The organism is Crenothrix sp., from assembly GCF_043729335.1.
GTDB lineage: Bacteria > Pseudomonadota > Gammaproteobacteria > Methylococcales > Methylomonadaceae > Crenothrix.
This window is the reverse complement of record NZ_JAYTLQ010000028.1, coordinates 12,853-31,645: the sequence shown is the minus strand read 5'-3', so window position 1 is coordinate 31,645 and position 18,793 is coordinate 12,853. Positions and strand designations below refer to the sequence as shown.

15 protein-coding genes and 1 tRNA gene are annotated in these 18,793 nt (G+C 43.0%); 12 read left to right on the top strand and 4 right to left on the bottom strand.

Translation table 11 applies throughout. The features are described from left to right. Window positions 1–87 precede the first annotated feature (87 nt). Together ACHZC4_RS06920 and ACHZC4_RS06915 are read right to left on the bottom strand one after the other, a co-directional pair. Window positions 88–489, bottom strand: coding sequence for a hypothetical protein (locus tag ACHZC4_RS06920; RefSeq protein WP_394753098.1), 402 nt, complete (start codon window positions 487–489; stop codon window positions 88–90). 177 nt (window positions 490–666) lie between these two features. Further along, window positions 667–900 (bottom strand): hypothetical protein, encoded by a 234-nt coding sequence (locus ACHZC4_RS06915; protein WP_394753097.1) that lies wholly within the window; start codon window positions 898–900, stop codon window positions 667–669. 819 nt (window positions 901–1,719) lie between these two features. Here ACHZC4_RS06915 and ACHZC4_RS06910 point away from each other — a divergent pair. The 10 genes from ACHZC4_RS06910 to ACHZC4_RS06865 all read left to right on the top strand — a co-directional run bounded on the left by ACHZC4_RS06910 (window position 1,720) and on the right by ACHZC4_RS06865 (window position 13,849). Further along, window positions 1,720–4,377: a UPF0182 family protein gene (locus ACHZC4_RS06910; protein WP_394753096.1), complete on the top strand. Its 2,658-nt coding sequence runs from the start codon at window positions 1,720–1,722 to the stop codon at window positions 4,375–4,377. Between the two features lie 287 nt (window positions 4,378–4,664). Next, the gene (locus ACHZC4_RS06905) at window positions 4,665–6,587 is read left to right on the top strand and encodes a transglycosylase SLT domain-containing protein (protein ID WP_394753095.1); all 1,923 of its coding nucleotides are present in this window, start codon (window positions 4,665–4,667) and stop codon (window positions 6,585–6,587) included. A 72-nt stretch (window positions 6,588–6,659) separates the two neighbouring features. Continuing rightward, window positions 6,660–7,175 (top strand): 3-hydroxyacyl-[acyl-carrier-protein] dehydratase FabA, encoded by a 516-nt coding sequence (fabA, locus tag ACHZC4_RS06900; protein WP_394753094.1) that lies wholly within the window; start codon window positions 6,660–6,662, stop codon window positions 7,173–7,175. Window positions 7,176–7,186: 11 nt separating this feature from the next. Continuing rightward, window positions 7,187–8,410 carry a beta-ketoacyl-ACP synthase I gene (fabB, locus tag ACHZC4_RS06895; RefSeq protein WP_394753093.1) on the top strand — a complete coding sequence of 408 codons (1,224 nt, stop codon included), beginning with the start codon at window positions 7,187–7,189 and terminating at the stop codon, window positions 8,408–8,410. A gap of 78 nt (window positions 8,411–8,488) precedes the next feature. Further along, window positions 8,489–9,367 carry a tRNA 2-thiocytidine(32) synthetase TtcA gene (ttcA, locus tag ACHZC4_RS06890; RefSeq protein WP_394753092.1) on the top strand — a complete coding sequence of 293 codons (879 nt, stop codon included), beginning with the start codon at window positions 8,489–8,491 and terminating at the stop codon, window positions 9,365–9,367. Window positions 9,368–9,515: 148 nt separating this feature from the next. After that, the gene (locus ACHZC4_RS06885; RefSeq protein ID WP_394753091.1) at window positions 9,516–10,424 is read left to right on the top strand and encodes a methyltransferase domain-containing protein; all 909 of its coding nucleotides are present in this window, start codon (window positions 9,516–9,518) and stop codon (window positions 10,422–10,424) included. Window positions 10,425–10,518: 94 nt separating this feature from the next. Beyond that, window positions 10,519–10,606: transfer RNA gene (locus ACHZC4_RS06880), tRNA-Ser, on the top strand. A 473-nt stretch (window positions 10,607–11,079) separates the two neighbouring features. Next, window positions 11,080–11,313 (top strand): ferrous iron transport protein A, encoded by a 234-nt coding sequence (locus ACHZC4_RS06875; protein ID WP_394753090.1) that lies wholly within the window; start codon window positions 11,080–11,082, stop codon window positions 11,311–11,313. Further along, the gene (gene feoB / locus ACHZC4_RS06870) at window positions 11,313–13,619 is read left to right on the top strand and encodes a Fe(2+) transporter permease subunit FeoB (RefSeq protein ID WP_394753089.1); all 2,307 of its coding nucleotides are present in this window, start codon (window positions 11,313–11,315) and stop codon (window positions 13,617–13,619) included. The genes ACHZC4_RS06875 and feoB overlap by 1 nt, the downstream gene beginning before the upstream one ends. Then, the gene (locus ACHZC4_RS06865) at window positions 13,616–13,849 is read left to right on the top strand and encodes a FeoC-like transcriptional regulator (RefSeq protein WP_394753088.1); all 234 of its coding nucleotides are present in this window, start codon (window positions 13,616–13,618) and stop codon (window positions 13,847–13,849) included. Before feoB ends, ACHZC4_RS06865 begins: the two co-directional genes overlap by 4 nt. Window positions 13,850–13,962: 113 nt before the next feature. Here the strand turns inward: ACHZC4_RS06865 and ACHZC4_RS06860 are convergent, their stop codons facing one another. Next, a complete protein-coding gene (locus tag ACHZC4_RS06860; protein WP_394753087.1) occupies window positions 13,963–15,495 on the bottom strand; it encodes an FAD-binding oxidoreductase in 1,533 nt (510 codons plus the stop codon). Window positions 15,496–15,693: 198 nt separating this feature from the next. Then, window positions 15,694–17,283 carry an ABC-F family ATPase gene (locus ACHZC4_RS06855; RefSeq protein ID WP_394753086.1) on the bottom strand — a complete coding sequence of 530 codons (1,590 nt, stop codon included), beginning with the start codon at window positions 17,281–17,283 and terminating at the stop codon, window positions 15,694–15,696. 220 nt (window positions 17,284–17,503) lie between these two features. Between ACHZC4_RS06855 and ACHZC4_RS06850 the strand changes: the two genes are divergently transcribed. Both ACHZC4_RS06850 and ACHZC4_RS06845 read left to right on the top strand, forming a co-directional pair. Next, window positions 17,504–18,157 carry a TlpA disulfide reductase family protein gene (locus ACHZC4_RS06850; RefSeq protein ID WP_394753085.1) on the top strand — a complete coding sequence of 218 codons (654 nt, stop codon included), beginning with the start codon at window positions 17,504–17,506 and terminating at the stop codon, window positions 18,155–18,157. A 156-nt stretch (window positions 18,158–18,313) separates the two neighbouring features. Further along, on the top strand, window positions 18,314–18,754 hold the full coding sequence (locus tag ACHZC4_RS06845) for a hypothetical protein (protein WP_394753084.1): 441 nt from the start codon (window positions 18,314–18,316) through the stop codon (window positions 18,752–18,754). Window positions 18,755–18,793: the final 39 nt, after the last annotated feature.

Sequence of the window (18,793 nt, the reverse complement as noted above, 5' to 3'; positions counted from 1 at the left end):
TTAAAAATAGGCAACACATCCATTAAAGATTCAAGAGTCAATTGAGTTTCCTTATTGATCCTTGGTTATTAAAACGCTATTTGAAGGTTATTTTGGATAGCCATTATCCGTGCCGGTATCAGGGCAGGTATTGGTTTTATGGCAATTACCACCACCTGCTGGTGGAGGTGCTACTACGGGTGCCGGAGCTGGCTCTACGCAAATTAGCTCAAGACCTTTGAGTTTATAGGTTTTGCCACCTATATCTACGGTTTTGGATTGATGCGCATATTTATCGCCTGACCTCTTACCATAATTATCCCATTTACCATGTACAAGTTCTGCTCTGTAACAGGGTTCATAGACTGGGGCGGGAGTTGCTGGTGCGGGATGGGAATAATCAACCCCGCTTGTGTCTTCGGGAGTGGGTGCGGGATATTTACCTGCTTGGACACCAGTAACAGCAACTAAGCCAGCAATTAAAGCGGGGAGTAAAATTTTAGCTTTCATACAATATACCTCCAAAAAATGTTTTAAGTAAATCACCTCTAAGTTAAATTTAAGTGCGGGGTTTCATGCCAATATATTGTCTAGCTCTGGCTAAAAACAATATGAACCGCACGGCTAAAATATTAATCATATTTCTTTACACTTGCAATAATGCGATCGCATCATTTTGCAATAAAGTCAATGTTTGGTATCAGAATCTAGCCAGCCTTTTTCTTCGGCTGTTTTTAAGGCAGCGTATCGAGAATGCACGTTCATAAGCACGAGAATCCGCTGAAATTCGTTTCTGATAGTGGCAGGGGAACGATTTAAATGATCTGCTATTATTTTGGTTTCTGTTGTTTTTAGACTAACACAGGCTTCCATAACCCTGCACAGAGCAGGCGTTAGTGGGTTATTATTATTTTCGTTCATATACTTGATCTCTAAAGTAAGGTGTCATGCCTCGTAAAAGATTCGTTCGCCACTTTAAAAAAGAAAAATTGAAAGACCCTAGTTTTTCTTTTTTAAAAAAGGATTCAACGGATTACGAGGCCATTGGCCACAATCAGATAGATGGCATGCCAACCTATGAGCCTAGACTCAGTTGATGCCCATAAGAAAAAATACTACTACAGATAGAAACAAGCATTTTTTAAGCCATCTTTAAAAGAGATGTTTTTTAGTGGCATAGTTTTTGCCGAGGTGACTATATAACGTATTAATTTAAATAAACTTAAAAAAATCGTGGGGTATTATTTTGGATGTCTTCATTTTTTCAAAAATCTGTTAAAAATAAATCAACAGTTGGATTGTGCAAATAAATATGACACCTAGGATTAAAGCCTTTTTCAATATATTGTTTAAGATTCACAATGCTGAACAAGACTTGTATTATTTTCATACAAAATTTATTTTATTTTATTTTAAGGGTCTGTGTGCGTTTTTTCTTACATACTTTGGTATGCGATTTAGAAAAAGATCATAATCTGGTAGCAAATGGAAGGCATTACAATTACTTGTTAAGCTTAATCATTGTAAAATTAGTTGACTTAGTAGCACTATAAATCACCTTAATGTTTTGCGAAAATCGGCTATTCATTCCACTATTGGCGCTATTGTCTGCCGCCCTAAAGCATTATAAATATCTAATTGAGTGTTAGAATACCCGCCAGCATCTATGCGTCAGCTACGCTTGTTTTTAATAGCTTATCTACGCAGGGTTAACATACACGCAGCACATACGGGGGCATTATGCAGAAATTAAAATCAGTACCCGCGTTGATTGGAGCAACACTGCTTCTAGTGGTCGTCCTGATTGTCGCCTTTCATTTTATATTTTTGGATCTATTCGTTGATTTATGGTGGTTCCAATCTTTAAAGCTCGAAGGGTATTTTTGGTTACGACTGCTGTACAAATACTTTTTGTCTGGTGGCGTTACCCTCACTTTTTTTGTTATTTTCTTTTTCCATTTTTGGGTTGCTTCGTCTTATTTAGGATTAAACCCACGCGAAGAAGTTTTAAATAACTTTACTAAAAACCAACGCTTTCAAGGCTTTGCCGATGCTTTCATGTATGGTTCGGCAAAAATATATACGCCCGTCTCCCTGCTACTCGCCATATTTATTGCCATTCCTTTTTATAATCAATGGGAACAATCCTTACTGTATTTCTTTGGCAGTGATTCTGGGGTAAAAGAAACCATTTATGGCAATGATGTCAGCTTTTACATGCTGTCCTATCCCATTTACTCACTTATTCAACAGGAATTGTTGATAACAGCGATGTTATTATTCTTTATGGTGGGTACGTTGTATTGGCTGGAACATATTTTTGTTCCGGATCAAAGTAGAGAATTTCACATGGGTGCAAAAATTCATCTGAGTATTTTGATGGGTTTTGTAGTAATTTTTGTAGTCTGGGGATTTTTACTGCACCGCTTTTCGCTGTTGTACAACAATAGCCACGAACCTATCTTTTATGGCCCGGGTTTTACAGAAATTCGCTACCAGTTACCTTTAATCTGGTTGGGCATTGCCTCGTTTTTGGCCGTAGCCATTGCGGCAAGTCTGTATATTTTTTCAGACCGCCACCGTATAAAATCGCCGCTGATTATTTCATCTGTTCTTTTTGTAAGTTTTTTGATTTTACCCAAAATAGGCTTTATTCCCAATAGTATTCAGGAATATATTGTTAACCCTAACCCTGTCAAAATGGAAAAACCATTTATTCAGCATAATATTAATGCCACCATAAATGCCTACGATTTAAACAACGTTAAAAACGTTGATCTTCCTATTAAATTGAATGCTGCACCAGACATAGAAAAGTGGAGTACGCAAGCACGCTTTGAGAACATTCCCGTGTGGGACAGGGAATATTTACTGGACAGTTACCAGCAATTACAAGCCATCAGGCCTTACTACAAATTTTTATCGGTTGACGAGGATCAATATTCTATTCTTAATCAAATCCGACAAGTCAATTTGGCAGCTCGAGAGATCAATATCTTAAAACTGCCAAAAGAAGCGCAAAACTGGGAAAATACCCATTTGCGTTATACACACGGTTATGGCGCCGTAGCCACACCTGCTGCGCAAGATGCTGAAAAACCGGTGGTCTGGCATTTGCGTGATCTTGATATGCACTCTGATATGGGTTTTAGTGTTAAATACCCCGATATTTATTATGGTGAGGGTAAGTATAATTACGCCATTGTCCCCAATAATTTAAACATTAAAGGCATAGCCGGTACTGATCCAGATAATGAGTCGGCTTACCATGGTAAAGGTGGCATTCCAATTCCGTCTTATTTTAGAAAAGCTTTATTTGCAGTTTATTTTAAAGAAAAAAACGTGTTTTTTTCGACCAACATTTCTACTGAAAGCAAGGTCAAAATCTACCGGAATATTCAGGAGCGCATTAAAAAGTTAACACCGTTTTTGCATCTGGATAAAGATCCTTATTTAGTGATAACGCAAGACAGATTTTACTGGATACAAGATACTTATACGTTATCGCCCTTTTACCCGGCTTCAAAACCGGCTGATGATAGTTTTTTCCCAGGCCAGGCAAAATTCAACTATATCCGCAACTCGGTGAAAGTAGTGGTTGATGCACTGGATGGGGATGTTGATTATTATATTTCTGACCCATCAGATAGCCTGATTCAGGCCTATAACAATGCTTATCCAGGGTTATTTAAAAGTCTACCGGAAATGCCCGAAGAATTGCGTAAGCACTTACGTTATCCGCGTGATTTGTATTATCTGCAAATGAAAATTTTTGCTAAATACCATCAACAAAGCCCAGAATTGTTCTACGAACAAGCAGAAACCTGGACACAAGCCCAGGTGAGGGATGCAGAAGTGTTGCCGTACTACCAAACCGTAAATTTTGGCAACTGCAATGGTAAAGAAGAATTTGTCATGATCAACCCCATGACACCCATTAATAGGGATAATCTCAGCATGATAGGCGTAGCCGGTGTCATGGATAGCAAGCAATGTAGCCGCCTAGGAGAATACAAGCCCGGCATTACTGTTTATAAATTTAGCAAAGATGTGCAGGTAAATGGCCCTGCTCAAGTAGAAGCCTTAATTAACCAAAGTCCGGAAATTTCTGCTCAATTTAGTTTATGGGGAAAATACGGTTCTACGGTAGAAATGGGTCGCATGATTATTTTGCCCATGGGCAACAGTATTTTATATGTGCAGCCGGTGTATTTAACGTCAGTCAAAACCAAAATACCGGAATTATCCAGGGTTATTGTCTCTATTGGTAACGAAGTGGTTATGGACACTACCTTGTGGTCGGCATTTAAACGTTTAAAACAGACTTACCTTAAAGACGCGGCAGAAAGTATAGGGCCTGGAACATCTAGGGCGATTGTTGAGCCGACTGTTAAATAGGGATAGGGGGCAATACGCTTGCCCAAGCAATGTAGGTTGGAGTGACGATAGGAACCCCAAAACTGGATTTAGTATTGTTGGGGTTCGTTACCTCACCCCAACCTACATCTGTACCATTGCTTTTGTTCCGCTTTAAATTGGAAGCCCAATGCAGCTGCACTCAAAGCAGGTTGTACATTTTTTATAACAAATGATATCGGTATTCGTTCTACTGATGCTCTCGAAACTATTTTACTGGAAGATTCTATTAATTAGTTTTTCTGGGTCAAAACAAGCAAATATAAACTATGCGCATAAAATACCTGGCTGCGTTTTTACTGATAAGTGGCGGCCTGTTTTTCTGGTACAAAATAAACCTACCCCCTACCCTTTCCCAGCAGCGTGAGTATTTTCTAACTGCGGAAAAACTACTGGCTAAAGACAAAGAAAAGGATTTTCTGCGCTTATCAAAAAGGCTGGCTAATTACCCTTTATACCCTTATTTACAGTATAAATGGCTGAAAAACCGTTTGTCGCAAACACCCGCCATTACTGAGTTTTTAACGACATACAAAGAGAGCTATTATGCCGATTTACTGCGTCCAAAATGGTTAAACCGCCTAGCTGAGCAACAACGCTGGCCTGAGTTCATCGAATATTATCAAGCTAACAGCGATAAAAATCTAAATTGCCAATTTCAATGGGCTAACTACCAAACCGGCCAGCAACAACTAGCCTTGGATGCAGCGCAAGTTCTTTGGGCAACAGCAGAACCGCAGCCTGAAAGCTGTGCGCCCTTATTTGATGCGTTGACCGCTTCTGGAAAACTGACATCGGATATTATCTGGCAACATTTTGAATCGGCTTTAACGCAAAATAATACTACCGAAGCCAACGCAACGCTCAACCTGCTCAACCCCAACGATCAAGCGATTGCGGGGCAGTGGCTACAAGTTCATCAAACGCCTGAAATCATTAAAAACAGTGGCTTTTGGAAAACCAAAACGGGGTTAATGGGGCGATTGTTTGCCTACGGTATTGATAGAATGGCCAAAGCCAATCTTGAGTTGGCGTTAAATCTTTGGGATAGTCAAAAAAAATCCTTCACAATAGACAACAAAACCAGTCAGCACATTGAACACCAACTCGCACTGCTTTTAGCGGTACGTAGAGATCACCGGGCTTTCGAACGCTTGAAAAAAGTCAATGAACCAGATGAAGAGTTAAGAATCTGGAGCGTTCGATCCGCCTTATTTGCACAAAACTGGCCACATGTTATTGAAGCTTATAAAAAACTATCCGCTAAAGAACAACAAGACCCGCATTGGCAATATTGGTTTGCCAGAGCGCTGGATAAAACCGGCGCTAACACTCAAGCACAAGCGATGTATTCAACCGTTGCCAAAGACAGGGGGTTTTATGGTTTTTTGGCAGCAGATGTGCTTAACCAAGCGTATCAATTTACCGATAAACCTATTATTTTAACACCAGAAGCACTGGCAACGCTGCGTCAAACTACAGAGCTTAGCGCCATAGAAGAGCTTAATGCCTTGCATCGAGACGCCGATGCCAGACGACACTTTGCAGGCATTTTAAAAAAGCTTAGTAAAGAACAGTTGTTACTGGCCGCTAAACTGGCACAGCAATGGCACTGGGAGCAAACGGCAATCATTACTTTAACCAAAGCCGATTATTGGGACGATTTAAGTTTGCGCTTTCCTACCCATTACCAAGCCCAGGTTGAACATAATGCCGCTTTGCAAAATCTTGATCCTGCACTTATTTTTGGCCTGATGCGCCAAGAAAGCATGATGGATAAAATGGCTGCATCGGTGGTTGGCGCTAAAGGATTAATGCAGATAATGCCGGCTACAGCGCAACAAATCGCCAAAAGCTTGCAGGAACCCTGGAATTCGGACAATGACTTATTTAATCCTGACCTTAACATACGGTACGGCAGTTACTATTACAAGCAGTTACTGAGTCAGTTTGACGGCCATGTCGCTCTGGCAACAGCGGCTTATAATGCAGGTCCCCATCGCGTCATAAAATGGCTACCTAAGGGTAAAGCCCTGCCGATTGATCTTTGGGTGGAATATATTCCTTATAAAGAAACCCGAAAATACGTCGCATCAGTGCTTTCTTACACGATTATTTATCAATATCGCTTGCAAAGAAACACCTTAAAACTAAAAAACTTGCTACCAGAAGTTGCTGCCGCTAAAAATTGAGCTGATTTTTTTCGATGGCTGTAAGATAATAGACAGCTCAATTATAAGTATAATTCTAAAGGGTTAAACATTATGGATAAGCAGCATAGTTTTACGCGCGAAGAATTGCTGATGTCCGGTAGAGGGGAAATGTACGGGCCGGAAAATGCACAACTGCCCCTGCCTAACATGCTAATGATGGATAGAATTACGTTGATTACCGATGAAGGTGGCGCGTATGGTAAAGGTCAAATCGTTGCAGAACTGGATATTACGCCGGATTTATGGTTCTTTGCCTGTCATTTTCAGGGTGATCCGGTCATGCCCGGCTGCTTAGGTTTAGATGCTATGTGGCAACTGGTTGGCTTCTTTTTATGTTGGATGGGTGGCCCAGGAAAAGGCCGTGCATTAGGTGTAGGCGAAGTTAAATTTACCGGCCAGGTTTTGCCCACGGCCAAAAAAGTCACTTATCGCCTTGATATGAAACGGCTCATCATGCGCAAACTTTATATGGGCATTGCCGATGCCACGATGGAAGTAGACGGAAAAGTGATTTATACAGCAACCGACTTACGCGTTGGTTTATTTACGTCAACCGCAGACTTTTAGGATTTATCACCATGAAAAGAGTCGTAATCACCGGTTTGGGCATTGTTTCCAGCATAGGCAATAATCGGTCAGAAGTATCAGAATCGCTAAAACAAGGCCGCTCTGGAATCGTTTTTTCCGATGTCTACCACGATATGGGCTTTCGCAGCCATGTCCACGGGCCCATTAATATTGATTTTGATGCGCTTATCGACCGCAAAATCAAACGCTTTATGGGCGATGGCGCAGCCTTCAACTATATCGCCATGCAACAAGCCATTGATGATTCTGGTTTAAGTGAATCGGATGTCTCCAACTTTAGAACGGGGCTGGTGATGGGTTCCGGTGGGCCGTCTACCTCCAATCAGGTTGATGCAGCTGATATATTGCGCGAAAAAGGCGTAAAACGCGTTGGCCCGTATATGGTAACCCGTTGCATGTCCAGCACCAATACGGCTTGTTTGGCCACGCCGTTTAAGATTAAAGGTGTCAACTACACCATTAGCTCAGCGTGTGCAACCAGTGCGCATTGTATTGGCCATGCCATGGAGCTGATTCAATTGGGCAAGCAGGATGTGGTGTTTGCTGGCGGCGGCGAAGAAGTACACTGGACCTTGTCGGTATTATTTGATGCGATGGGAGCCTTGTCCTCCAAGTATAACGATACCCCCGCAACTGCATCTCGGCCTTATGATGCGACCCGCGACGGTTTTGTTATTTCGGGAGGCGGCGGTGTGTTGGTAGTTGAAGAACTCGAACATGCCAAAGCCCGTGGCGCTAAAATCTATGCTGAACTGGTCGGTTATGGTGCAACTTCTGATGGCTACGATATGGTGCAGCCGTCTGGTGAAGGCGCGGTACGCTGTATGCAGCAAGCGATAGCGATGACGGATGGCAGTAATATTGATTACATCAATGCTCACGGCACTAGCACATCAGTGGGTGATACTAAAGAACTGGAAGCGTTACGGACAGTATTTGGTAAAGATAAAGTGCCGCCTGTCAGCTCTACCAAATCATTGACAGGCCATGCACTCGGTGCCGCTGGCGTTAACGAAGCCATTTATTCTTTATTAATGATGGAAGAAAACTTTTTGAGTGCTTCTGCCAATATCACCCAGCTTGATCCAGGCGCGGAAGGCATCCCCATTGTGCGTGAGCGTCAGGATAACGTCACCTTAAATACCATCATGTCCAATAGTTTTGGCTTTGGTGGCACCAATGCAACGTTGATTTTCCAGCGTTATAACGGATAAAACCGTCCACCCTCTTGCACCCTTTACCTTGCACCTCATGCAGGGTAAAGGGTGCAAGGTACAAGGTACACCCCCTTTATGTCAGACCCCAATCAAAAATCCAGGATTCAGTTTAATAAACTGCAAAAGCGGCTGCGCCATTATGTGGGCGACGCTATCGCTGATTACAATATGATCGAAAACGGCGATAAGATTATGGTGTGCTTGTCGGGCGGCAAAGACTCTTATACGCTACTTGATGTACTGGTTAATTTACAGAAAACCGCGCCCGTAGAGTTTGACTTGATCGCAGTGAATCTAGACCAAAAGCAACCTGGTTTTCCCGAACACGTATTGCCTGCTTATCTGGAATCATTAGGCGTGCCTTATCATATTATTGAAAAAGACACCTATAGCATTGTTAAGCGGGTAATACCAGAAGGTAAAACCACGTGCAGCCTGTGTTCAAGGTTACGGCGTGGTACATTGTATGGCTATGCCGAAGCCAATGGCATTACTAAAATAGCGTTGGGGCATCATCGAGATGATATTCTGGAAACATTTTTCCTGAATATTTTTTACGGTGGCAAACTGAAAGCCATGCCGCCCAAGTTGTTAAGCGATGATAAGAAAAACATTATTATCCGCCCCCTCGCCTATTGCCGCGAAAAAGACATTGAACGTTTTTCCGCATTTAAAGATTTTCCGATTATCCCGTGTAATCTATGCGGCTCACAAGAAAATCTGCAACGCAAAGCTATGAAAGTGATGTTAAAAGGCTGGGATAAACAATTTCCCGGTCGTCTGGAAACTATATTCACCAGCTTACAGAATGTCGCGCCTTCGCAATTAGCCGACAAACAATTGTTTAATTTTTCAGGATTAATCCAAACTACAGCAGCAAGCAATCATCAAGAGACTGCCTTATGCGGCAGCGGCAGTTCAGCAATAAACGGCCTGGATGTACTTATGCAATAATTCTGGGCTAATCCTTTTCTAGCCGCATCTTTTATTAAGCTAAAACAACAAGAACCTATTGCTTACAGAGTTTTAAAGCTCAAATAGCATTCATCTGGTTGATTAGTAAAATCTACCTTTTAAAAACAAGAATAATCCACTCAAATTCATGCATTACCTAATATCCAACCAAGACAATCGAGAACTTCCCCCCGATGCCGACTTAACCGGCAAAACCTTACGCAAAGAAACCGCTGAATATTACGATGAATGCTATTGGGATTATTTACTCACCTGGTGTAATCGGGATAATTTGGCCTACCACTACGGCTATTGGGATAAAACCACGCCTTATCAGCATCATCAAGCTTTGCTTAATAAAAACCAGGTGCTGTATGACGCTGCCGGTATTAAAGCCAGTGATCGAGTATTAGATGCTGGCTGTGGCGTAGGTGGAAGTAGCATCTGGATGGCGAAAAACTATGGCAATCGAGCTACCGGCATGACGGTTAGTAGTCAACAGGCTATCTACGGCGCACAACACGCTGATCGTCAAGGTGTGGGCAAGTTAGTAGATTTTGAGGTTGCTGATTTTTGTCAAATGCCGTTTGAAGATGAATCCTTTGATGTGGTTTGGGCTTTAGAAAGCTCTTGCTACGCTCTGGATAAAGGCGTTTTTTTAAAGGAAGCCATGCGGGTATTGCGCAAAGGTGGTCGCGTGGTAGTGTGTGATGGCTTTTTTACACGCCGCGAATTTAATACTGAAGAATGGCGAGAAATTATGACCTGCTTAAATGGTTGGGCCGTCCCTAATCTGTGCCTTAAGGATGAGTTCAGTGGCTTACTGGAACAACAGGGCTTTCATAGCCCAACCATGCGCGATCTTACCCCGCAAACTATGCAATCTATAGAGTATATGCTCAGTGTTGCTAAACGGTTACAGCCGATGCAAAAATTGGGCGAATGGCTAGGGTTGCGCACTAAAGGCCAAACTGCGAATTATTGGGTCGGTGTTGCACAGCATTATTTGTTTACTCAAAATTTAACAGCCTACTGTATTTTTACTGCACAAAAATAGATAAGGCTTAAAACGTTTATAAACTTACGCAATTTGGATTAAAGCCTATTTAAAATTGATTTTATAGATCAGTTTGTTTTATAATGCACGGCTTGGAGAGGTGGCAGAGCGGCCGAATGCGGCGGTCTTGAAAACCGTTGAGGGGTAACCCTCCCAGGGTTCGAATCCCTGCCTCTCCGCCATTCTATCAATACAAGCTACTGTTTTATCATGGCTTTCGTGTTATCAAAAAATCCCATCCATACCTTTGGATTTTGTGAAGGTATTTTCAAGCACTCTGTGCTATCTATGTAACTCTTCTCATTTCATTGGCTATTCTTAGCGCCAGTTTATAATTCGCGGCACTTTCAGCCGATTGGCATCCTCCCCCATTTGAATTTCTAGCCTGCATTTTTTTTCAAGGCCTTAACAAAATATAGACAGTTTCCATGCTTGGAACGGGTAATTAAATTCCCTGTCACTATTTCATCACTGACGCTTGCAATTCATCGTATCTTCACCGCGCATAATCTGTATTAATCAATTTATAAGTGTAATTTTATTTTTGACCCACGCTTGAATAGTTGTATTTTGATGTTATAGTGATGCTAATGAGAATGATTATTGATTCCTCTTTGATCATTCGTTTTTTATACTTTTCGTGTGGTGTTGAAAGATGTCGTTAAACCTGAAGCAACTTGCGGTTGGTGATTTGGCAAAAATTACTGGCTTTGATAAAGCCGGTAAAGCGTATCGTAAAAAATTATTGGCGATGGGTTTAACCCCAGGAACGCCGTTTAGTGTGACGCGCTTTGCTCCAATGGGTGATCCGGTCGAAATTAAATTGCGCGGTTTTTCATTGACGCTAAGAAAGGATGAAGCTGCGGTTTTGTTGTTAGAGAGAATGTAATGTCAACTGATTGTAGTACGGTCGGTGTTGTCGGCAATCCTAATTGTGGCAAGACAACCCTGTTTAATGTGCTTACCGGTTCTAACCAACATGTGGGTAATTGGCCGGGTGTTACCGTAGAAAAAAAAACCGGTCAATACCGCCACGCCAACAAAACCATAAGCTTAGTTGATCTCCCAGGTACTTATTCACTAGAAGCTGCCGATGATCACATCTCCCCGGATGAAAAAGTGGCGCGTGACTTTGTCGCCTCCAAAGCCGCTGATTTAATCATCAATATTGTTGATGCCTCCAGTCTTGAGCGCAACCTTTATTTAACCTCGCAACTCATTGAAATGCGCGTACCGATGATATTGGTGCTCAATATGATGGATGCCGTTAAAAAGCGCGGCATTAAAATCGATATTGATGCCTTAAGCATCCAGCTAGGTTGCCCTGTGGTGGCTATTTCTGCGGCCAATAAGCACGGTATTGATACTTTAAAAGCCGTCATTAATAAAAGCGTAACCAGCCAGCCGATACCCACAATCACCATTCCTTATACTGGGGCTTTGGAGCATGCGGTCGATACACTTTCGCCTTTATTAACCGACATTGCCGCACAACATAATTGTAATTTACGCTGGCTGGCCTTGCGTTTGTTAGAAGATGATACGCTTGCCAAACACTATGCCGGAGCTGATTTGCTCCCTAAAGTAGCGCAATTGCAACGCCAGGTAGAAACCCAAACCAACGATGAAATTGATATTCTAGCCGCTGATGCACGGTATGGATTTGTTAATAAAATCACCCAAGATACTGTATGTAAAATACACGAAATCAGTCAACACCGCACCGAACAAATAGATCAGATTGTTCTCAATCGTTTTCTGGGTATTCCGGTGTTTTTGCTGGTGATGTACACCATGTTTATGTGTACCATTAATGTCGGCAATGCTTTTGTGGATTTTTTTGATCAAGCCACCGGCGCTGTGCTGGTAGATGGCCTGGGCGCATTATTAACCAGCTTACACAGCCCGCAATGGCTGACGGTGTTGATAACCCAAGGTATCGGTAACGGCATACAAGTGGTTGCAACGTTTATTCCGGTGGTTGGCTTTTTGTTTATGTTTTTGTCCGCCTTGGAAGATTCCGGTTACATGGCCAGAGCGGCTTTTGTTATGGACAGATTTATGCGCATGATCGGCTTGCCCGGTAAAGCCTTTGTGCCGATGATTGTCGGCTTTGGCTGTAACGTACCGGCCATTATGGCGACCCGCACCCTTGAAAAACAACACGACAGAATTTTGACCAACTTGATGAACCCGTTTATGTCATGTGGCGCAAGATTGCCGGTTTATGCCTTGTTTGCCTCGGCATTTTTTCCGGTGGGTGGACAGAATCTGGTGTTTGGTTTATATCTTTTTGGTATTGGCGTGGCGGTTTTTACCGGCTTAATCATGCGCCATACACTATTTAAAGGCGAGACCACGCCGTTTATTATGGAGCTGCCCGCGTATCACATGCCCACTTTAAGTGGCGTGTTTATTAGAACCTGGGATCGGCTTAAATCGTTTTTGTTTAATGCCGGTAAGGTTATCGTACCGATGGTATTGGTGTTGAATTTACTCAATGCCATTAATACCGATGGCAGCTTTGGCCAGCAAAATAATAACCGCTCTGTGCTGAGCGCGATTGGTCGGGGTCTAACACCGATATTTCAGCCTATGGGCATTGCGCAAGATAACTGGCCAGCCACCGTGGGTATTTTTACCGGTGTATTGGCTAAAGAAGCGGTAGTCGGCACACTGGATGCACTGTACAGTCAGCAAGCCGGTGCAAAGACAACGGATAGTGCCTTTAATTTACAGCAAGCTTTGAGTGATGCGTTTTTAACGTTGCCTAAAAATCTAATGGCCATTGCCGATAATTTGTTAGATCCTTTGGGGTTAGATGTGAATGCCGCCGTGAGTGAGCAAGATGTCAAAGCGGATACGTATGCGGCCATGCGGCAAAGTTTTGACGGCAAAGCCGGTGCTTTTGCTTATTTGCTGTTTATTTTGCTGTACGCACCGTGTGTGGCGGCAACGGCAGCCATTTACCGCGAAACCAATTTAAACTGGACGTTGTTTGTAGTGTTGTGGACCACTGGCCTTGCTTACGGTACGGCAACTATTTTTTATCAGGCCGTCACTTATATTCAACATCCGGCTTACTCGCTGTTTTGGATTACCGGCTTGCTTGGGCTATTTTCGTCGGTATTATTTGGGCTTTGGTTGTATGGCAGATATGGCGTGGTAAAGCCTGTTTCGGGAGCAATGTCATGATTTTATCTGATTTACGGGACTATTTAAAAGAGCGCAAGCGCATTGCTTTAAAGGATTTAGTTGATCGTTTTAATATGGATGAAGATGCGTTGCGCGGTATGCTGGGCAAATGGATCAGTAAGGGCAATGTGCGCAGATTGCCTACAGGTACGGCTTGTGGTTCTGGTTGTGGTAAGTGCGATCCGGCGTTGACCGAGCTTTATGAGTGGGTGGAAAAGATAAATTCATAGTCCACATCAACGATCAGCATTATGTGTAAAGCGTGCTTTTAATACGGTTTTTATACGTTATGCTTTATCCCCCTTGGCCTCAGTGGGTGGTAAAAATACACTCAAGAAGTTAATTAAATTAACAGCTCCACATCAGATGTCGCCATACTGCAACAGGTATAAATAAATCCTGCTGCCCTGGTTTTTTCGTCAATCCCGCAGTCCGGCAAAGCATACGTATTACCGTTGCACTTTACTTCACATTCGCCACAACTCCCTATCCGGCAGCTGTAATCAATCTCGATGCCATGGGCTTCAGCCAGCGCCAGCAAGGTCGTGTGTCCATCCGTTTCTACCGTTTTCCCTGATTTGGCAAAAGTGACTTTATGCAACATCCCCTTCAATTGAAGTATCTTGCTGACATCAGTACCGGATTGCTGGGCAGAACGGCCTGAACCAAAACTTTCGGTATGAAAGCGTGCCATATCGTAATTCAGGTCGCGTAGAATATTTTTGACATTATCGGCAAACGGTTCAGGGCCGCACAAAAACACATCACGTTCGTGAAGATCCGGCACAAACAAATTCAACATATGGTGATTGACCCGACCAGTAAATCCCGTCCAAAAATCCGAACCATGCCAACCGGATGTGACACTGATGGCGACCTGAAAGCCCCGATTACGCGCAGACAGCATTTCAAATTCCTTGCGGAAAATAATGTCGGGCGGCGATTTGAAAGAGCCCAGCAGTTTAACGTCGACATCCGAGGCAGTATCGGCAATCCAACGGCTCATGGACAACAACGGAGTGATGCCGCTGCCAGCGCCCACAAACAACATCTTGCTGGATGGGTAATTAAAGCAGGTGAATTTCCCCGCAAGGCCTTTGATGATCAATTCATCACCCAACTTCACATGGTCGCAAAACCAGTTGGATACCAAACCGCCAGGTACGCGTTTGATAGTGACTTCCAGCAAATGCGGCCTGGAAGGGCTGGATGACATGCTGTAAGAACGTTTGACTTCCTTACCATCCAGATTCAGGATGAAAGTAATAAATTGCCCCGGTTTATAAGAGAACAACAGAGATTGCTTACCAACCAAACGAAAAGTCTTGCAGTCGGCGGTTTCTTCGATAATGTCAGCTACTTTAAGGATGGACGTGCCTTCAGACCAAATTTTCAGGCTGCCCAGGTTATCAACCAGATTGCTGAGCAACGGACTGGCGGCAGGCGGTGGCGGCTGGTAGAAAAAATCCGGTATTTCCAATAATTCTTCGGCGTCAAAATCCAGCTCATCGCTATTGGGCATATTGGCAATAGCAAATTCGAGCCTAAATCCTGGCATATCAATTTGCATACCATCGCGCAGTTGGACGCGCGTTTTCAGGCTTAGCTTCCTGTTTTTAATCAGAATACCGCTGTCGCTGTCCAGGTTTTCGATGTACAACTTGCCATCGACTTTTCTGATGAGGGCATGGAACATGGCCATTTTATGTGATTCCAGCTGCAAATCGGCATCGGGGTGACGGCCAATGACGGTTTGTGAGCCCAGATTATCCAGCGGAATTTCATGCACAATGCTGCCGGATTTAAAAACCCGCAGCTTGTCACCGAGGGTAACGTGATGATCCGCCCAAAAATAACTGCCTGAGCCAAACCTCACCGGAATTGCCTATTTTATCAACCGGCTGAGCCGTCAGATCATGCTTGGTACGCCGGATAGAACGCACCGGTTTGTGATCAGAAAAAAAAGTTTTTTGCCAAAACAGGTTTTCGGCCTGGTCGTGTTCTTAACTTAATGGCAGTGAGCACTAAAGTAAAATGCAATTAGCGTTTTGCGCTACTGGTTTAGTGATGAGAATTATTTACTCTGGCTCTCCAAATAATCTTCATAGTTACCATTAAAGTCAACAATACCGTTAGGCGTTAATTCAATAATGCGTGTTGCCAAAGATGAGACAAACTCACGGTCATGGCTGACAAATAGCAAGGTGCCCGGGTAGTTTTCCAGCGCGGTATTAAGCGACTCAATCGACTCCATATCAAGATGGTTGGTCGGCTCATCCAGCACCATAATGTTATTTTTTTGCAGGATCAGTTTACCGAACAACATGCGTCCCTGCTCGCCCCCTGAAAGCACTTTTACCGGTTTATTAATATCATCTGACGTAAACAATAACCGGCCTAATGTGCCACGTATCGATTGGTCGTCATCGGATTCCTTACGCCATTGCCCCATCCATTCAATAAGGGTAATATTTTCAGCAAAATCCTCGGCATGATCCTGTGCGTAGTAACCCACTTCCGAATTTTCAGACCATTTGACTTTACCGGTATCGGGTTTTAAATCACCGACCAGTGTCCGTAAAAGTGTGGACTTACCGATACCGTTTGGGCCAATAATGGCCACTTTTTCACCTACCGATACCATCAACTTCAGGCTTTTGAATAATGGCTTTTCACCATAGCCCTTGCTTACGCCTTCAACTTCTAAAGCTAACCGGAACAGTTTTTTAGTTTGATCAAAACGTATAAAAGGATTAACCCGACTGGAGGGTTTAATATCGTCTAATTTGATTTTTTCCAGCTGCCGGGCACGTGAAGTGGCTTGTTTGGCTTTAGAGGCATTCGCGGAAAAACGGCTGACAAAAGTTTGTAACTCGGCCATCTGGGTTTTTTTCTTGGCATTACCGGCCAATAATTGGTCACGCACCTGCGTTGATGCGGTCATGTAATCGTCATAATTACCCGGATAAACACGCAATTCGCCAAAATCCATGTCTGCCATGTGCGTACAGATGCTGTTTAAAAAATGCCGATCATGGGAAATAATAATCATGGTGCAATTACGGTCGTTAAGCACATCTTCAAGCCAACGGATCGTATTGATATCCAAGTTGTTGGTAGGTTCGTCGAGTAGCAAAATATCAGGCTCAGCAAACAGAGCCTGCGCTAACAATACCCGTAATTTCCAGCCTGGCGCAACCGCGCTCATCAAACCGTAATGTTGCTCCTGCGGTATCTCCAAGCCTAGTAATAACTCACCGGCTCTGGATTCAGCGGTATAACCGTCCATTTCCGCAAACTCGACCTCCAGATCAGCAACCTGCATACCTTCTGCTTCGGTCATATCCGGCAGCGAGTAGATACGGTCGCGTTCCTTTTTAATGTGCCACAGTTCTTTATGCCCCATGATGACAGTATCTATAACACTAAAGTCTTCATAAGCAAATTGGTCCTGGCGCAAAATCCCCAAGCGTTCACCCGGCGTAATGCTGACGTTGCCGGCAGAGGGTTCCAGGTCGCCGCTTAAGATTTTCATATAAGTGGATTTGCCACAGCCATTGGCACCGATTAAGCCGTAGCGGTTGCCGTCGCCAAATTTAACAGAAACGTTTTCAAATAGGGGTTTAGCCCCAAACTGCATAGTGATGTTTGCGGAGGTTATCAAAGTGTTGTTCCGAGAAAATAATAAAGAATAGGATGAAAGCTGCGCAAAGTGTTGAACTTTGGCTTTTGAGTCTGGGTCGCATTTTACTCTATTTGCTGGTAATGCCGTTATACAATATCAAGCTGATTGACTATAGTCAGTGCCTATTAGGGTATAGAAATATGGTTTTGTATTTCAGGTTTTCAGATTTTTACCATTAATAAAAATAAGGATTTATGCGATGTCTTATCCAGGAATAGGTCAAAAAGCGCCATTATTGCAGGTTTCTGAATGGGTGCAAGGCGAGCCGGTTAATCTTGATCAATTACAAGGTTATGTTGTTCTGGTGGAAGTTTTTCAGGTTAATTGCCCGGGCTGCTTTATTTACTCTCTTCCGCAAGCTGTTGATTTACATCAACGCTACCATAATCAGGGCTTAAAAGTCTTAGGTGTTGCCACCGCATTTGAAGACTATGATAAAAACACCTTAGAAAACTTACAAAAGCTATTATTGGATGGCGAAACTGTCGGCGCAACGCTTGCTGCACTTAACGCTTATGGTAACGGACAGTTTCCCTACAAAATTCCCTTTCCAGTGGCTATGGATAAATTAACCCAGCAATCTAATCCGCCGACTGACGAAACCATCAAGGCATTTATTGATACTCACCTCGCGCAATTTGAACGCCAGTCTGCTGCTGGGCAACAAAAAACCCGCCAACGAGTCAGTCAGTATTTACAGGCCAAGTTATTTAATGCGGCTACTTTTGATAGCTACGCCTTACAAGGCACACCCTCGCATTTACTAATAGATAAACAAGGGATATTACGCGCCCGTCATTTTGGCCATTTTGCTGAACTTGAATCTGACATCCAAGCCTTGTTAAACACGTAGCTTTACCTAAAAGAATGCCACGTTTTAAGTATATGTACGTATTGCTATTCCGAAACTTAAGTTGTAGTATTTAATTTTTAGGAATGAACAGCTGAATACAATGTTTTGCTGTGTTCTTCATGGACTAATTGTCTTCAACACTATCAGGTGTATGTCATGAAAAAAAATATTTTTGTTAAACTTTTGTGGATAGCTTTGGCTTTATGTGTGTCTACTTTGGTTTCGGCAGCGCCAAACCTAAACGGAAGCTGGAAAGGAGCTGCTAGAAAAGTCTCCACTACTGCTTGTAGCGTCCCTGTTAGTGTTGTATTGACTATAACCCAGTGCAAAATCGGTGGTTCACCCGGCAATCTTTTTAATGGCACTTTAAAAGTGGGGTCTAATTCCCTAAAAATTGTGGGTAGAATTGATCCCGATTCTACTATTCAAGCGAATGGTATTGACGTTTCCCTCACTACGGGTTCTTCAAAATCTGTATTTTTAAGCGGAAAACTTATATCAGCGGGTAAGATACAAATTACTCAGTTCAATTTTACCTCAAGCGCCACTGCTGCATTTGGTAATGAGATGTATGACATCATCACGTTGTCAAAATAATAAATAAGACTTTTCACAAAAGCGCATTATTCGCGAATG

What these genes read in the sequence shown, in the direction of transcription:
- ACHZC4_RS06865 (WP_394753088.1), top strand. Translation starts at nt 13,616, where the DNA reads ATGATTTTATCTGATTTACGGGACTATTTAAAAGAGCGCAAGCGCATT.
- ACHZC4_RS06885 (WP_394753091.1), top strand. Translation starts at nt 9,516, where the DNA reads ATGCATTACCTAATATCCAACCAAGACAATCGAGAACTTCCCCCCGAT.
- ACHZC4_RS06850 (WP_394753085.1), top strand. Translation starts at nt 17,504, where the DNA reads ATGTCTTATCCAGGAATAGGTCAAAAAGCGCCATTATTGCAGGTTTCT.
- feoB (WP_394753089.1), top strand. Translation starts at nt 11,313, where the DNA reads ATGTCAACTGATTGTAGTACGGTCGGTGTTGTCGGCAATCCTAATTGT.
- fabA (WP_394753094.1), top strand. Translation starts at nt 6,660, where the DNA reads ATGGATAAGCAGCATAGTTTTACGCGCGAAGAATTGCTGATGTCCGGT.
- ttcA (WP_394753092.1), top strand. Translation starts at nt 8,489, where the DNA reads ATGTCAGACCCCAATCAAAAATCCAGGATTCAGTTTAATAAACTGCAA.
- fabB (WP_394753093.1), top strand. Translation starts at nt 7,187, where the DNA reads ATGAAAAGAGTCGTAATCACCGGTTTGGGCATTGTTTCCAGCATAGGC.
- ACHZC4_RS06920 (WP_394753098.1), bottom strand. Translation starts at nt 489, where the DNA reads ATGAAAGCTAAAATTTTACTCCCCGCTTTAATTGCTGGCTTAGTTGCT.
- ACHZC4_RS06845 (WP_394753084.1), top strand. Translation starts at nt 18,314, where the DNA reads ATGAAAAAAAATATTTTTGTTAAACTTTTGTGGATAGCTTTGGCTTTA.
- ACHZC4_RS06915 (WP_394753097.1), bottom strand. Translation starts at nt 900, where the DNA reads ATGAACGAAAATAATAATAACCCACTAACGCCTGCTCTGTGCAGGGTT.
- ACHZC4_RS06910 (WP_394753096.1), top strand. Translation starts at nt 1,720, where the DNA reads ATGCAGAAATTAAAATCAGTACCCGCGTTGATTGGAGCAACACTGCTT.
- ACHZC4_RS06905 (WP_394753095.1), top strand. Translation starts at nt 4,665, where the DNA reads ATGCGCATAAAATACCTGGCTGCGTTTTTACTGATAAGTGGCGGCCTG.
- ACHZC4_RS06875 (WP_394753090.1), top strand. Translation starts at nt 11,080, where the DNA reads ATGTCGTTAAACCTGAAGCAACTTGCGGTTGGTGATTTGGCAAAAATT.